The sequence below is a fragment of the Longimicrobium sp. genome, from assembly GCF_036388275.1.
Classification (GTDB): Bacteria; Gemmatimonadota; Gemmatimonadetes; order Longimicrobiales; family Longimicrobiaceae; genus Longimicrobium.
The window spans coordinates 96,876-111,429 of the sequence record NZ_DASVSF010000043.1 but is presented as its reverse complement, the minus strand read 5'-3'; the positions used below and the strand labels follow the sequence as shown (position 1 = coordinate 111,429).

The 14,554-nt window shown below is 70.1% G+C and carries 10 protein-coding genes; 4 read left to right on the top strand and 6 right to left on the bottom strand.

Translation table 11 applies throughout. The features are described 5' to 3' along the window. Window positions 1-6: 6 nt before the first annotated feature. Genes VF632_RS09485 through VF632_RS09465 form a run of 5 tightly spaced genes read right to left on the bottom strand, consistent with a single transcriptional unit; the run spans window position 7 to window position 8,621 of the window. Window positions 7-1,365 carry a DUF2399 domain-containing protein gene (locus VF632_RS09485; protein ID WP_331022637.1) on the bottom strand — a complete coding sequence of 453 codons (1,359 nt, stop codon included), beginning with the start codon at window positions 1,363-1,365 and terminating at the stop codon, window positions 7-9. Next, window positions 1,355-5,638, bottom strand: a complete 4,284-nt coding sequence (locus tag VF632_RS09480; protein ID WP_331022636.1) for an SbcC/MukB-like Walker B domain-containing protein — start codon at window positions 5,636-5,638, stop codon at window positions 1,355-1,357. Before VF632_RS09480 ends, VF632_RS09485 begins: the two co-directional genes overlap by 11 nt. A 9-nt stretch (window positions 5,639-5,647) precedes the next feature. Then, window positions 5,648-5,905, bottom strand: coding sequence for a helix-turn-helix domain-containing protein (locus tag VF632_RS09475; RefSeq protein ID WP_331022635.1), 258 nt, complete (start codon window positions 5,903-5,905; stop codon window positions 5,648-5,650). Next, window positions 5,902-7,092: a TIGR02678 family protein gene (locus tag VF632_RS09470; protein ID WP_331022634.1), complete on the bottom strand. Its 1,191-nt coding sequence runs from the start codon at window positions 7,090-7,092 to the stop codon at window positions 5,902-5,904. The genes VF632_RS09475 and VF632_RS09470 overlap by 4 nt, the downstream gene beginning before the upstream one ends. After that, a complete protein-coding gene (locus tag VF632_RS09465; protein ID WP_331022633.1) occupies window positions 7,089-8,621 on the bottom strand; it encodes a TIGR02677 family protein in 1,533 nt (510 codons plus the stop codon). The genes VF632_RS09470 and VF632_RS09465 overlap by 4 nt, the downstream gene beginning before the upstream one ends. 229 nt (window positions 8,622-8,850) lie before the next feature. Here VF632_RS09465 and VF632_RS09460 point away from each other — a divergent pair, with 229 nt between their 5' ends. The 4 genes from VF632_RS09460 to VF632_RS09445 all read left to right on the top strand — a co-directional run bounded on the left by VF632_RS09460 (window position 8,851) and on the right by VF632_RS09445 (window position 12,548). Then, window positions 8,851-9,591 (top strand): TonB family protein, encoded by a 741-nt coding sequence (locus VF632_RS09460; protein ID WP_331022632.1) that lies wholly within the window; start codon window positions 8,851-8,853, stop codon window positions 9,589-9,591. Window positions 9,592-9,822: 231 nt separating this feature from the next. Further along, the gene (locus VF632_RS09455; protein WP_331022631.1) at window positions 9,823-10,644 is read left to right on the top strand and encodes an energy transducer TonB; all 822 of its coding nucleotides are present in this window, start codon (window positions 9,823-9,825) and stop codon (window positions 10,642-10,644) included. Between the two features lie 108 nt (window positions 10,645-10,752). Further along, on the top strand, window positions 10,753-11,541 hold the full coding sequence (locus VF632_RS09450) for a TonB family protein (protein ID WP_331022630.1): 789 nt from the start codon (window positions 10,753-10,755) through the stop codon (window positions 11,539-11,541). A gap of 182 nt (window positions 11,542-11,723) precedes the next feature. After that, on the top strand, window positions 11,724-12,548 hold the full coding sequence (locus VF632_RS09445) for an energy transducer TonB (RefSeq protein ID WP_331022629.1): 825 nt from the start codon (window positions 11,724-11,726) through the stop codon (window positions 12,546-12,548). Window positions 12,549-12,844: 296 nt separating this feature from the next. On the opposite strand, the gene VF632_RS09440 is transcribed toward VF632_RS09445, so the two are convergent. After that, window positions 12,845-14,509, bottom strand: coding sequence for a M1 family metallopeptidase (locus VF632_RS09440; protein ID WP_331022628.1), 1,665 nt, complete (start codon window positions 14,507-14,509; stop codon window positions 12,845-12,847). Between the last annotated feature and the right edge of the window lie 45 nt (window positions 14,510-14,554).

Here is a 14,554-nt window from a genome sequence, read left to right as displayed (position 1 = left end):
CAGCTGTCAGGGTCGGTGTACGCTACGGAGCGATTCTCCCGGCGGATCGGTCGACTGCGGCGGCGTGACTCCCTCCAGCACGAAGCGGCTGAGGTCGCGGGTGAGGGCGGGGATCAGGCCCTCCTGGTGGGCGGCCTGGCCGCGGGCGGCGATTTCGGCGGCGAGGGCGGGGAAGGTGCGCGCGGCGCGGTCAAGCGCGCCGGGCTCCAGCGCGCCGCCCTCGGTGCGTAGCGCGTCGCGGTAATCATCCATGGTCATGCGCCAGGGGCTGGCGGCGCCGGGGTAGCGCGCCAGCACCAGCGCCGCGATCTCCAGCCCCTTCGCGTCGAAGTCGCCGCCGTAGAACAGGTGCGCGCCGCGCTGCACCAGTGCGTCCAGCAGCGCCTTGTCGGCCAGGTTCAGGTTGCCGTTCGTGCAGATGAGCGTGGGATGATTGTCCGGGACAAACTGGCGCACGTGCTTGATGAGCGCCGCCAGCACCGTCGGGTTCTCCACCACGAACGCCACGTTGCGCCACGCCCGCACGTCGCCCCCGATCTCGGCCAGCGTGTTGAGCGTGAACGGGCGGTCGATCCCCTCGCGCCGCAGCTCCCTCAGGTACGGGGTGTCGCCGTCCAGCCCAAAGGTGTCCACGCGCACGGAGATGGGATCTCGCGCGATCCCGGCCGCGGAGAGCAGGTTCAGCTTCCACGCCGCGGAGCCGCGCTCTTCGCGGGCGGCGGTCTCCGGAAAGGTGAAGGCGAGCGCGCGGATGAGCAGCGCGTGCGCCGGCTTGCCCGCATCCAGTCCGTGCGCGTTTCCCGTGACCTGGTTGGCCAGTTCCGCCAGGTAGACGGGCGGTGCGCCGGGCGCGGGAAGGCGGTGGAAGGCGAGTGCGACGGCGCGGATTCCCTCCAGCAGCGCCTGGTCGCCCCAGCGGGTGGCGTCCGCACGCAACTCCGGTTCGCCGGCGTGCATCCATCCGACGACACGGGCGTAGGCTTCCGTCGAAACTCCGAGCGTCGGCAGCAGTTCGAAGCACTGGCGGACCGCGCGCTCGCGGTTCGCGATCCGGCGTGCCCGTTCCTCCTTCGGGCGCGGGATCGGCGCGCCGCGGTGAAGCTCGATGGCCTCGTCCAGTGAGCAGTGGAAGACCGTCTGCTCCCGGAGGCGTTCATCGATGTCGCGGACGCCGATCGTTCGTCCCGGCTCCACCCATTTTCCGATCAGGTCCTGCAGCGCGTCGGCTTCGTCGCGCGACCGGATCTCCACGCGCCCCTTGGGCTCGCCGTTGCGGGCGAGCGAGGCATGCAGATCCTCCAGCAGCGGCGCGAGGTGCTTGTTGCGCAGCAGTGCGAGCAGATCGCGCCGAAGGTCAGGGTGCATGCTCCGTCTCCATTGATCCGCGCGATGAAGTTTCCATCCCCAGCAACTCGTCGCCGATGAATTCATACCGCCGCACGCCGTCCCACAGGCTGAGCGTGGGGGCGACGGTCACGCCGTCCGTGAGCATCTCGTAGGTGGCGGAGCCGCGCACCTCTTTCCCCAGCGCAGTGGCCTTTTCCGTCGCCATGATCCAGCAGAAGTCCAGCTCCGTCAGCAGCGCGTAGATCTCTGCCGCGTTGCGGTCGTCGACACCGGCGAAGGCCTCGTCGAAGCCGACCAGGCGCGGCGCCGCGCGGTCGGCGGACTGCAGGCGCGCGCTCACGGCCGCGATCAGCGGCAGCAGCAGGTCCAGCGTGCGCCGGCCGCCGCTTCCCTGACCGTAGAGCCGCTTGGTGAGCGGAATCCATCGGCCGGATTCGTCCTTGCGCTGCACGGTGAGCGTGTACCACTGCGTGTAGTCCACCATGCGCAGCAGCGCCGTGCGGTAGTCCTCCAGCAGCTCGCGCTCGCGGTTCCGGCGGCGGATGTCCGCCACCATCGTGCGGAAGATCTCCAGCAGTTCCTCGCGCCGCGCCTCGTCCAGGGCAATGCCGCGCTGCGTGAGCAGGTCGTCCAGGCGGCGTGGGTCGAATGCGTCCGTGGCTTCGCGGGTGCGCACGTCCCAGTGCAGGCGCATGATGCCGCCCTTGAACAGCTTCATCCGCCCGAGGATGCCGTTGATGTCGCTCACCCAGTGGCGCGTGTTGCGGATGGCGTCGCGGATGGCGTCTACCACGTCGCGCAGCATCAGCTGCTCGATCAGCCGGCGGTCCTCGTCTTCCAGCAGCGTCTCGTTGCGCGCTTGCTGCTCCTCGAGCGTGCGATACAGCTCGTCGAGCCGCATCGGCCCCAATTCGTGGGTAAAGCGGAGGATGTCGCCGTCCAGCTCGGGGCTCATCTCCTCGAACGCGCCCCGCGCCCGGGCATAGGCGGCGTTCAGCTCCTGCTGGGCGCCCTTCACCTCGTCGTCGATGGTCTCGGGGGCGATGTCGTGCAGGATGCGCTGCATGGCCCTGGAAAGGCCGGTCCCGCGCATGTCCCTGACGTATTCCTCCAGCGTGGGATACGCCTCGATCCGCTCCCGGAAAGCGGACTCGGCGGATTGGAGGGAGATGAATGCGCTCCGAAGCTGGCCGGCGTAGTCCGGCTCCTGGGCGGTGAGGGTGTCGATTTGGCCCGTGTTCCGGTCGATGGACTTCTCGGCCTCGCGGTCCTGCCGCTCGATGGCGTCCAGCCGCTTTTCCAGGTCGCGGATCTCTGCCGCCAGCACTTCACGGCCCACGCTGGCGCGGGATAGCTGCTCGTTCAGCGCGGCGATCTGCGCGTCCAGCGTCTGCACGCGCACGCTCGCCTCGGCGATACGGGGCGCCAACTCCTCGATCTGGACGCGGAACGCGTCGTGGGCGCGCGTGCGAGCGGCGTAGTTGCGGCGCAGCTCGTCCAGCCGTTCCACGTCCTCACCGATGGCGCGGAGGACGGCGACCACTTCGCCCAGGGCCGCCGCCGCGGCGTTCACGTCGGCGCGGGGTCGGCCGCGCAGCCAGGGCGCGTCGTCGGTGGCGCGTTCCAGCGCCGCGTGCGTCTGCTGTACCTCGCGCGTGGCGGTCTCGACGGCCTCCGCGGCCAGCTCGGCGGCGGCGCGGCGGCGCTCGCGCTCGTGCTCCTCGCGGCGCACGGCAAGCAAACGATCGTGCAGCGTCTGTAGCTGCGGAAGCTCATGCGCCGCCCGCCACTCGCGCGCCAGCGCCCGCTCTCGCGACTGCACGGTGTCCAGCGCTCCGCCCAACCGACCGATCTCCTCGCGCAGATCGGCGAGCTGGCGCCGCGCTTCCTCGATGCGGCGGCGGCGCTCCTCGCGGCGCGCCGTCTCGCCCAAAAAGCGGACACGCGGCTCCGCCGGCGCAGGCGCAAGGCCGTGCAGCGGACCCAGGCGCCATCCGCCCTCCGCATCCACCACTCCCGCACCGCCGCCCACACCCAGCGCTCGCAGTGCGGCCGCGACATCCTCCGGCGATACGGGGGATGATGCGACGGGCACCAGCCAGGGTGCCGCCCCGTCCCCTCCACCGTCCACAGACCCATCCACCGGCGCGATCCAGCGGTCGCCGAGGCCGTGCGCGTCCAGCAGCGTCCGGACGCGCCCCGCCTCCGCGCGCGGAACGACGAGCGCGTCGAGCAGCCCCGCATCCAGCAGCGCCGCCTCGAACCGCGCGGCGAGCCCCGCGTCCACCGCGAGCGATCCGCCCAGGTCCACGGCGGCGAAGAGCGGGGTGTGGGGGATGCCGTGCTCGCGCAGCAGGCGGCGCGCGCCGGCCTGCGCGGGCGTACGCTCCGGCTCCACGTCCGCCTCCTGTGACAGCCGCCGAAGCCGTGCATCCACCTCCTCCGCCTCAGACTGCAGGCGCCGCCGCTGCAGCCCGAGCTCCTGCCCCTCGGTGCGCAGCGCTTCCTGCGCCTCGTCGTGCGCGGCTTGCAGGGGGGCGAGCACGGCCGCGGGGCGCCCCGCGGGACGATAGGACTCGATGCCCGCCAGCACGGCCTCGAACGCATCGTCCGGGACGAGCAGCTCCGTGGCCGCGTGGCGCCACGCGGTGACGCCCTCCACCGCGGCGGCGCGCGCGGTGTCTGCCTCGCGGCCCGCCGTGCGGAAGCGGTCATCGGCGTGCCGCAGCTCGCGCCCGGCTACCTCGCTGGCTTTCCGCGCCCCGTCCAGCCGGCCCGTTGCCGCGGCCACTGCGTCGAGCGCCGCGCCCACGGCGTCGAGCACCAGGCGACGCTGTGCCGCCTCGCCTTCGATGGACGAGCGGGCCAGGTCCGTCGCGATGCCGCCGCTCCCGTCGATGCCGTGCGTGCCCAGCGCGTCGACAGCCAGCGCAGCCCGCTGCTCCAGGGATGGCCAGTGCGCGCGATGCGCCGCGTCCCGGCCGGACTCCAGCCGCTCGCCCAGGCGGGCACGCTGCCGCGTCCACGACTGCTCGAGCGCGCGCAGGGCCTCCTGTTCGCGGTCGGCGGCTTCTTGCGTGCGGTTGCGATCGGCCCGCAGCGCCTCGTAGGCGTCGAGCGCGCTCCCGTGCTCCGCTCGCACCTCGCGCAGCCGGTCCTCGACGTCGAACGCTTCGCTGGCCCGGTACTGCTCCTTGAGCACGGAGACCCGGCCGCCCTTCTCCGCGCGCTCGGACGCCAGCTCCGTCCGCACGTCGCTCTGCCGCGCGATCTCGGCGCGGGCGGCGTCCAGCCGGCCGAGCAGGTCGTCGTGCTTCTTCTTCCGATCCGCGTGCTCGCTCGAAGCCTTGCGGTATGCGGCGGCGGCTTGGCGCGCGCGGGCCAGCACGGCGGCTTCCTGCGGGCCCTCCAGCTCGCGGGCCACCGCCAGCTGGTCGTGCAGGCGCTTCAACTCCTCCTCGATCGTGTCCAGCTTCGAGAAGACCTCGGAAGCCGCGTCGATCTTGTCGGACTGGATGGGCGGAAGCGACTCCTTGAGTAGCGCCTCCACCTTACGCGGGTTGAGGCCCTCGCCCAGCTTGGGCGTGCGCACCACGTGCAGCATCTCCAGGAAGCGCTCGTAGTCCTCCACGGTCTGAAAGCCGAAGAGCGCATCGTTCACGGCCGACTTGTAGGTGCGCTGGTCATCCGTCACCTGGCCGTGGCGGCCCAGCCGGTCGCGCAGCTCGCCCGGGCGCAGTGGGCGCCCCTTTTCGTGCAGGTGGAATCCGCCCTCCTCCACGCGATGGCTTCCGTCCATCACGAAGCCCCAGCGCTCCACCTTCTGGTTGGTCCAGTCGCGCGACGAGCGCAGGCCGATGCCGATGGTGTGATGCATGCCGGACGCGCCGCGCTCGAACTCCAGAGCGATGTACGCCGTGCGCTCGCGGGGCCAGTTGAAGCTGCCCTCCTGCGCGTCGTCCTTGCCGATTAGGTAATAGCGGATGCTGCGGTCGTTGCTGCCCATGGTGTCCACCCGGTCGGGGGTGAGCATCATGTCCAGCACCAGGGTGATGGCGGTGACGAGCACGGTGGACTTGCCGGACTCATTCTGCCCGGTGAGCATCAGGTTGCCGCGCCCGAAATGGAAGATCTCCGGCTCCTCGAACAGCCAGTAGTTCTGCAGGATCAGCCTGCGCGGCAGCCACCGGTCCGGGTCGCCCGCATGCATGGCGTCCAGCAGCGCCTGCATGCGCGGGGGCACCCCCGTCAGCTTGAAGAAGTCAGACTGCATTCGTTCGCCAGTCGCCATCGTTCAGGGCTATTCGAGGTCCGGAAGCTGGTCGCGAGGAACGCCCAATCGGATCGAACGCGACTGGCCGGGAATGCGCGAGATCAACTTCGCCGACTCCAGCTTGAGGATCATCTGGTGGACGGTCGGCGCGCTTACGCCGAAGTAGCGAACGAAATCCGCCTCGGCCGGCGGCACGCGGTTCAGCTTGGCGTAGTAGTAGATGAACGTCAGGTACTGCCCCTGCTTGGGCGTGAACGCCGCTTGTGCTGGATCGAGGTTCGTCATCGATCCTCCGCCTCGTCGTCCGAAACCGCCTCGCCGGCATAGTGCGCGGCCAGGCGCCCGGCGGTGGGGAGCACCAGGTACTGGCTGGGCTCCTCCGTATCGCGCATCAGCCCCCACGCCTTCATCTCGGCGACCACGTCGTCCGCCAGCGCGCTCACCTTCTGCTGCTGCATGGTCTTTCCCCACTTGGCGCCGAACCGCTTCTGCAATTCATCGAGATCCTGCCAGATGCGGCTCTCATCGATCAGAAAGGCTTCGTTCCCCGCTGAGACCAGCCGGCCCGCCTGCTGCCGCTCGCGCAGCAGCCCGCAGAAGCAGAGGACGGCGTGCGCCAGGCCTGAGGTGACCGGAATGGGCGTCTGCACCGCATCGTCGGAGCGGGCCGGGCGCAGCACGCGCGCGTATTCCGGCGTCACCTCCAGCTCCCAGTTCGTCAGGTACTTGAGGTTGTGGATCACCCGGGCGAGGCTTTCCTTCGCGTCCAGCAGCCGGAACGCGGCGGGATCGTCGCGGCGGAAGAGGGCGGGGTTCAGGAGCAGCGTGCGATAAAGACGGAGCTCGTCCGTGCCGTCAGGCGGGGCGGGGGACGCGGCGGCCGGCCGGCCCTCCGCCAGCCTCTCCAGCTCCGACGCGGGGATGCCCACGTGCAGGCGCCATGCGGCGTCGCCCCAGGCGTACAGCGCGTCGCGCTTGCCGTTTTCGTCCGCCCACTCGTCGACGCTGCCGTCCTGCAGCCGCAGTACGCCCAATTCCTCCAGCCCGCGGAACACGCGCCGCGCCGCCAGCCGCTGGTCGCGCGATGCCCAGTCCAGCCCGGGATCGCCCGGCGCCGTGCTGCGCAGCTTGATCTCTTCGGCGATCTGCGACACGGTGAACCTGCGGCCACCCGTGTGTTCGCCGTACCACAGCACCCACGTGAGCAGCGCGTAGTCCGTCCGTCCCCGCGCCCACGCCAGCCCGTGCGACGCTTCGGCCCTGGCTGGCGTCTTGACCAGCCGCGCGAATTCCGGGTGCGCCTGCACGCGCCAGCCGGTCAGCCGTCCGAAGGTGGACTGGAGCGCGGGCTGATGGCGGCGGATCCGGTCCAGCAGGGGCCGGTCGTCCGCGGCGGTGACGATGGGCCGATCGATGAGCGCCTCGGCGCAAATGCGGAACTCGGCAGCGCGCGCGACATCGCTAGTGATCATCGCGCGGCCTCGGTGCGGCGCAGCCGGAACGCGCGAAGGTAGAGAAGACCGTCCGGCGCGACGATCTCGGCGATCGACCGCAGATCCTCGGGAGGGAGGATTTCCACGCGCGAACCATCCGTCAGCCGCACGTGGCGGTCTGGCGAGCGCAGGCAGTCGCGCACCAGGCGCACCACGCGCGAGCGGTCGGCGCCGGAGCGCAGCGTCAGCCCGTCCAGCACCAGCTCTCCATCGTGGAAGACGGAATCCCAGAAGCGTTCCTCCGCCCGCTTCTGCTCCAGCACCCGGGCGCGCAGTTCCGCGCGCTCCACGCTGCGGTCCTGCATGGGCGTGACCGCGCGGAAGTTGGGGTTGCCGCGCACGCGGGGATGCAGCTCCACGTCCCACGGCGGCTGCAGCCAGACGGAGGCTTCCGCGTCCAGGTCCCGCACCGCGTCGGCGCTGTAGGCGCGCATGTGGCGGGGCGTGCCCCAGCCGAACGCCGCCGCGGCCAAGCGGTGTGCGTCGTCGTCGCTGCCCGCGCGGCGAAAGGCCTGGGCCAGGAGCCGCAGGTCGCGCGAGCGGTTCAGGGCATTGCGCCGCTCGGTGACCACGCGTTCGATCTGCTCCACCAGGGCGCGGACGCGGGCGGTGGTTCTGGCGTGGAGGATCTCCGCGTCGCCGCCGCGCGCGCTGAAGCCACGGAGAGAGCGGATCTGCCCCGCAAAACCGGCGACGACTTCCTCCTCCGCCCGCAGGTCGCCTTTCCGCTCGCGCTCGTTGCGGGCGAGCGCGGAGGCCAGGCGCGCGTCGAGCCCGGCCACCGCCCAGTCGTCGAACAGGTCGCGGGTGCGCTCCACGAAGTCCTTGAGCCCCAGCGCGAACTCGTCCAGGTAGTCGCGCAGCATCCGCTTGTACTGCAGGAACACCACGAGGTCCGCCGCCGTGGGCATGCGGTCGTGCTCCAGCTCGCGCATGTAGCGCAGGGCCTGCTCGCGCAACTCGCGGCGCGCGTCGTCGGCCGCGTTCCACAGTCCCTCCACCTGCCGGAGCGCCTCGTGCGGCGCGTGTGCGGGGTCCAGCTCCGCCAGCACGCGGCCCAGTTCGATGAGCGCGTCGCGCAGCCGGGTGAGGCGCGTGGTGTCCAGCGAGCCGCGTGAGCCGTCGTGGCTGCCCAGCCGAATGAGCATTTCTTCGATCACCCGGGCCGTCTCGGTGATCTGGTACCGCCGCGCCGCACGCACGAATTCCTCGATGGTGCGCGCCTGGTTGACGTCGTGCTCCGACGCGAGCACGCCCCACGCCTCCAGCTGCTTGAGATGGCCCTCGCACTCCTCGTCCGCGTACGCCGGGTAGTGCGGATGGTGCTGGCGGATGAACGCGGCCACCTCACCCGGCCACAACCATCCCGTTTCGCCGGATTCGTAGCGCTGGTGGAAGAGGCGGACGATGGGCCGATAGAGCGCCGCGTTTGCGGCCACGAGGTAGCTCACCTCGTCCACCCGGCGCATCAGCAGGTCGTCGACGAGCAGCCGTTCGCGTGCGTCCATGAGGGCAGGGCGGGGGAGGGTGCCGGCGGCGGTTTCCGAATCGTACTCTCCGCGCTCCCCAGCAGCAAGAAGGTCCGTTTCGGAGCGGCAGACTGGTCGGGTTATGCCGCGGGTGCGACATCGTCGTCGTTCCAATCCAGGCGAGAGTCCCGCCGAGTTCCCATTTGCGCGGCTACGTGGTATTTTCACGAAACATCTGCCGTTCCCCGTCACCTCGCTCGTCGATCCCATGCTCGCCCGCATTTTGGTGCTATTCCTCGTCGCCGCAGCCTCGCCGGCCGCTGCCCAGCACTCCACGCCCGCCGCCGCCGACACGGCACGCGTTTACGAGTTGGCTGACGTGCAGATGCAGCCATCGGCGCTGAACGGCGATGATCTCCTCGCCGCGCTGGACGCCGCGTATCCGCCGCACCTGCGGGCTGCCGGAACGCCGGGAACGGTTCACGTACGGCTCGTGATTGGCGCCGACGGCGTGCCCCGCGACGTGACGGTGCTCAGCACCACCGACACCGCGTTCAGCGCCCCGACGGTAGCCGCGCTCGGCATGCTCCGGTTTCTGCCCGCGAGCCTGGGCGACAAGCCCGTGGCCGTACGCGCCGTGTTTCCGGTGAACTGGAGCGTCGCGCCGGATTCGCCGCCTCCGCCGCCCGCTGCCGGCGCCGCGACTGCCCCGGCGGATCGCGAGCCCGTCGCCGAGACGCAGCCCGAGTTGCGCAATGGAGGCCGGATCGCGCAGCGGATGCGCGAACTCCATCCCCGCGGTGCTCCGCGGCAGGGGGAAGTGTGGGTGCGGCTGCAGATCACGGCAGAGGGAACCGTCACCGACGTAACCATGATCCGCGCTTCCGATCCGGTCTTCGTGCAGCCGTCCCTGCAGCTGGCGTCCGAGATGCGGTTCTATCCCGCGCAGGTGGAGGGACGCGGCGCAGTCGCCGTGTGGGTCGCCATCCCGATCACCTGGTCGCGCTGAACGCGCCCTCCGCAAACCTGCATGGAGGTATCAACGGGGACGGGCGCGGAGCCGAGAGCTCCGCGCCCGTTCGCGTTCCACACGTCGCCTGGGCCCTCGATCACTGCCTCCTGGTGTGGGAACGGCACGTGGGGGATCTCCGACGGGCCCTTGATGAAACTACGCAACGGCCCCTAACGTATGCAGGTGCGTTCGGGCCGATTGAGCCTTTCCATCTAGAACTGTGTGCCGATGTCCAGCTTCATTCTCCGTATCGCGCTCCCGATCGCGGTGTGCGCCGCCACGATCCCCCTGACGGCCCAGGCCCCGGCGGCGGTACCGGATACCGTGTACGACCTGGAACAGGTGCAGGTGCGTCCGGTGGCGCTGCACAATCCAGAACTAGCGCCGGTCCTGCGGACGACCTACCCGCCGCACCTGAAAGAGGCGGGGATCGGAGGGATCGTGGTGGTGTCGATGGTCATCGGCGCCGATGGGCAGCCGCGCGACCCGCGAGTGGTCAGCACCACGGATACGGCCTTCGACGCGCCGACGCTCGCCATGCTGCCGCTCCTCCGCTTTTCTCCCGCCCAGGTAGACGGGCGCGCGGTGGGCGTCAGGGTAGCCATGCCGATCACCTGGGAGCCCGGGCCCAAGCCCGTGGACGAGCCCGTACCGGATTCCACCGCCGGCTATGAACTGCGCGAGTTGGATGAGATGCCTCGAATCATAAACCGGGCGGTGATGAGCGCGGCGCTGGTGCGTGAGTATCCGCCGCACCTGAGGGATGCGGGGACTACGGGCACTGTAGAGGTCCGATTCCGGGTGGAACTGGACGGCAGTATCTCCCAGTCGGCCATCGTCCGCTCCTCGCACCCCCACTTCAACGAGGCTGCCCTGCGTGCGATTCAGGTACTGCGGTTTGCGCCGGGAAAGATCGACCGGAAACCGGTCAGGGTGTGGGTGGTTCTCCCCATCCAGTGGCAAACGCGACCCGAAGTGTCGGCCCCGAGCGGGCTGTACGGCGGTCAGCTGGCGCCGCGCTGTGCCAACGATGCGCCGGAGAGGTGCTGAGTGGAGTCGGCTGGTGAACCTGCGAGCCACGGCGGCTCGTACGATCATCAAGATCTTCGTACCGTGCCCATGACGCTTATCTTTCACTTCCGCCCTCATTCACGTCCCATGATCGGCTTTCTTGTTCGATGCGCCCTCGTGGCCGGCGTATGCACCGCCGCTTCGCCGCTCGCTGCGCAGGAGCCGGCACCCGCGCGCGACAGCGTGTACGAACTGGCCGAGGTAGATGTAGCGCCCGCGCTGCTGAACGCGGCGGAGTTGGAGGCCGCGCAGGAAGCTTCGTACCCGCCGCGCCTGAAGGACGCCGGAATGAACGGCAGCGTGCTGGTCGCGATGACCGTGGGCACCGATGGCCGGCCGCGCGACCTGCAGCTGGTCAGCTCCGGTGACACCGCGTTCGATGCGCCCACGATGGCGATTGCTTCTCTGCTTCGCTTTTCGCCCGCGCGGGTGTCCGGGCGCAACGTACGGGTGCGGCTGGAACTGACCATCGACTGGCGATTGGAGCGTCCGCGTGATACGCCCGGACCGGATTCCACGGGCGCCTACGAGTTGAGTGAGGTCACGGAAGTGCCGCGGCCCCTGAACCGCGACGCGATCCGGGCCGAGATGGTTCGCTCGTACCCGCGAGAGCTGCGGCGAAGCGGCGTGATCGGCAGCGTGCAGGTGCGAATGCGGCTCGCGGACAACGGCAGGGTTTCGGCCGCGTTCGTGACGCACTCGACGGACGCGCGGTTCAACGAGGCTTCGCTGGCGCTAGCCCGAGTCCTGCGGTTCACCCCAGCTACCATCGGCAGGAAGCGGGTGGCGGTATGGGTGGAACTCCCGTTCCAGTGGGAAGAGCCGGGGGCGCCCAGATCGGACCGGCCGACACGCCCAGCGCCGCGCGGGCCGTAGCCCGCTGGGCCTTGCCCCCGGCCCGCCGCTGCCCCTTCACCACACGTCGCCTGCACCCGTGCTTTCGTCGGCGTCGGAAGGCACGTGGCGGATCCTCGATGGTTTTTTGTGAAACCACGCTGCGGCGCCTCCGTATGCAGGTGCGTACGCGCTGATCGAGCCTTTACTTCACGTCTGTGCCGATGCCCAACTTGATTTTCCGTCTCGCGCTTCCGATCGCGATGTGCGCCGCCACGATCCCGCTGACGGGGCAGGCTCCCGCGGGTGCACGGGAGACCGTGTACGACCTGGACCAGGTGCAGGTACGTCCGGTACCGCTGAACTCGCCAGAACTGGCGGCGGCCCTGCGGACGACCTACCCGCCACACCTGGAAGAAGCGGGCATCGGAGGGGCCGTGGTGGTGGGGATGGTCGTGGGAACCGATGGGCAGCCGCGCGACATGCGGTTGGTGAGCTCCACGGACACGGCCTTCGACGCGCCGTCCATCGCCATGATGTCGCTCCTCCGCTTTTCTCCCGCCCAGGTAGACGGGCGCGCGGTAGGCGTCAGGCTGGAACTGCCAATCAACTGGGAGCCTGGCCCCAGGCTCGTGGACGCTCCCGAATCGGATTCCACCGCCGCCTATGGATTGCGTGAGGTGGAGGAGATGCCTCGAATTATCAACCGGGACGTGGTCGCGCGGGCGCTGGAGCGTGAGTATCCGCTGCACCTGAGGGACGCGGGATTCACGGGCACCGTACACGTTCGATTCCTGGTGGAAATGGATGGCAGTATCTCCCACCCAACCGTCATCCGCTCCTCGATGGTCCAGTTCAACGAGGCCGCCCTGCGTGCGATTCAGGTCCTGCGGTTCAGACCGGGAAAGATCGACGGGGCACCTGTCAGGGTGTGGGTGGTGCTCCCCATCAACTGGGAAACATCGCGTGGCGGATTCGGGGACCCGATCCCGGGGTACGGGCCTACGCCGTCCCTGCGCTGTCCCGTCGATGCGCTGGGGAGGTGCTGATCGAAGCCGGTGCACCAGCCGGCGCCCGGAATTCAGCGTGCGACGACGGCGCACTCGATCTGAGCCAGGTGCCAGGTAGCTTTCCAGCACGTCCGGCCGGGGCGTCTGCGGCCGGAGCGCCTTGGGTGCGGCGAGTGGCTTCTCCACGGGCGAGAAGAGCAGCCTAGGCCAGACCGGTCGGCTCCCGGCCGGCCGCGTGAGTCGACGCGGTCCATGGTCGAAAACGGTGCGGCCGCCGCGGGCGTGTGCTCCCGCGGCGGCCGGTGTGCGTGGCGGCTCGACGGGGCTCGGGCCGCCTAGGGCGTCGCGGGCGCGTCGGCGTTGCGCGCGGTGACGTAGAAGTTCGGATCTACCCGGAAGTCCGCCGCCGTCACGCCGCGCAGGTCCGTCGTCCGCCAGCTCGTCGTGGGGCGGATGCGCGCGTACTGGCCCGGCGCCAGCGTGACCCGCACGGGCATGTCGAAGCCGGGCACCACGCGGCTCCAGCGGAACGAGAGCCGGTTCCCCTGGATGCGGTACTCCAGTTCCGGGATCTCGGTGGTGGTGAGGTACTGCTGGAAGACGCGGCTCAGGTCCATGCCCGCCTGGCGCGAAATGTACTCCGTGACCTGGGTGCCCGTGACCGTCCGGCGGCCGAAGGTCTCGTTCAAGCCCCGCAGGATGCCGCGCCACCGCTCGTCGTCGTCCACGAGTTGGCGGATGGTGTGCAGCATGTTGCCGGCCTTGTAGTACATGTCGCCCGACCCCTTCGCGTTCACGCCGTACGGGGCCACGATCGGGGCGTCGTTCTGCACGTGCGCGCGCACGCCGATCACGTACTCCGCGCCCGCCTCCTTGCCCTGCCGGCACTCCACGAACAGCGACTCGCTGTAGTTGGTGAAGCCCTCGTGCACCCACATGTCGGCAAGGTCGCGGGTGGTGATGTGGTTGCCGAACCACTCGTGACCCGACTCGTGCACCACGATGAAGTCCCACCCGAGCCCGCGCCCCGTGTCGGAGAGGTCCTGGCCGCGGTACCCGTCGCGGTATCCGTTGCCGTACGCCACCGCGCTCTGGTGCTCCATCCCCAGGTGCGGCGTCTCCACCAGCTTGAAGCCGTCCTCGTACCATGGATAGGGGCCGAACCAGTGCTCGAAGCACTGCAGCATGGGCTTCACGTCGCGCCCCCACTGACGGCGTGCCGCCTGCTCATGAATGGCCAGGGGCCAGAAGTCCAGCGTCAGCGGCCCCTTCTCGCCCTGGAAGACGTCCTGGAAGTGGGCATAGCGCCCGGCGTTCACCGCCACGCCGTAGTTGTTGATGGGGCTGCCGACGAACCACGTGAACGTGGTGGTGCCGTCCGCGTTCTGAACGGAGTCGCGCAGCCGGCCATTGCTCACGTTCGTCATCCCCCGCGGCACCGTGACGGCGATGCGCATGCTGTCCGGCTCGTCCGCCTGGGTGTCCTTGTTGGGCCACCAGGCGCTGGCGCCCAGCCCCTGCACGGCCGTGGCGATGAACGGCTCGCCGGCGGGGTCGCGCGCCCACACGAACCCGCCGTCCCAGGGCGCGCGCGCCGCCACCCGCGGCCGGCCGTGGTAGTGCACCGTCACGGTCTTGCGGGCGTTCGCCGCCTGGGGCGCCTGCAGCGCCACGAACAGCGCGTCGCCCTCGCGCCGGTACCGCAGCCGCCGGCCGTCCTGTACGATGCTGTCGACCTCCAGCCGCTGCAGGTCGATCTGCATCTCGCGCGCGGGGCGCAGCACCCGGTAGGTGATGCGGTTGAACCCGCGCACGCTGCTGTCGGCCGGGCTCACGGCCACGTTCAGGTCGTAGAAGGCCACGTCCCACCACTCCCGCGCCGGGCCGATGGACCCGCGCAGCGTGTCCGCGCGGGTAAAGCGCGGCTGCTGCGCGTGCGCGGCGGGGGCGGCCAGCCCGAAAGCCAGCAGCGCCGGCAGGAGGATTCGGATGCGTGTCATCGGTCGCGCGATGGAGGGGGCGGACAGCGGCTCGTGGCTTCACGA

Coding starts and splice junctions, on each gene's coding strand:
- VF632_RS09485 (WP_331022637.1), bottom strand. CDS start 1,365: ATGCACCCTGACCTTCGGCGCGATCTGCTCGCACTGCTGCGCAACAAG.
- VF632_RS09480 (WP_331022636.1), bottom strand. CDS start 5,638: ATGGCGACTGGCGAACGAATGCAGTCTGACTTCTTCAAGCTGACGGGG.
- VF632_RS09475 (WP_331022635.1), bottom strand. CDS start 5,905: ATGACGAACCTCGATCCAGCACAAGCGGCGTTCACGCCCAAGCAGGGG.
- VF632_RS09470 (WP_331022634.1), bottom strand. CDS start 7,092: ATGATCACTAGCGATGTCGCGCGCGCTGCCGAGTTCCGCATTTGCGCC.
- VF632_RS09465 (WP_331022633.1), bottom strand. CDS start 8,621: ATGGACGCACGCGAACGGCTGCTCGTCGACGACCTGCTGATGCGCCGG.
- VF632_RS09460 (WP_331022632.1), top strand. CDS start 8,851: ATGCTCGCCCGCATTTTGGTGCTATTCCTCGTCGCCGCAGCCTCGCCG.
- VF632_RS09455 (WP_331022631.1), top strand. CDS start 9,823: ATGTCCAGCTTCATTCTCCGTATCGCGCTCCCGATCGCGGTGTGCGCC.
- VF632_RS09450 (WP_331022630.1), top strand. CDS start 10,753: ATGATCGGCTTTCTTGTTCGATGCGCCCTCGTGGCCGGCGTATGCACC.
- VF632_RS09445 (WP_331022629.1), top strand. CDS start 11,724: ATGCCCAACTTGATTTTCCGTCTCGCGCTTCCGATCGCGATGTGCGCC.
- VF632_RS09440 (WP_331022628.1), bottom strand. CDS start 14,509: ATGACACGCATCCGAATCCTCCTGCCGGCGCTGCTGGCTTTCGGGCTG.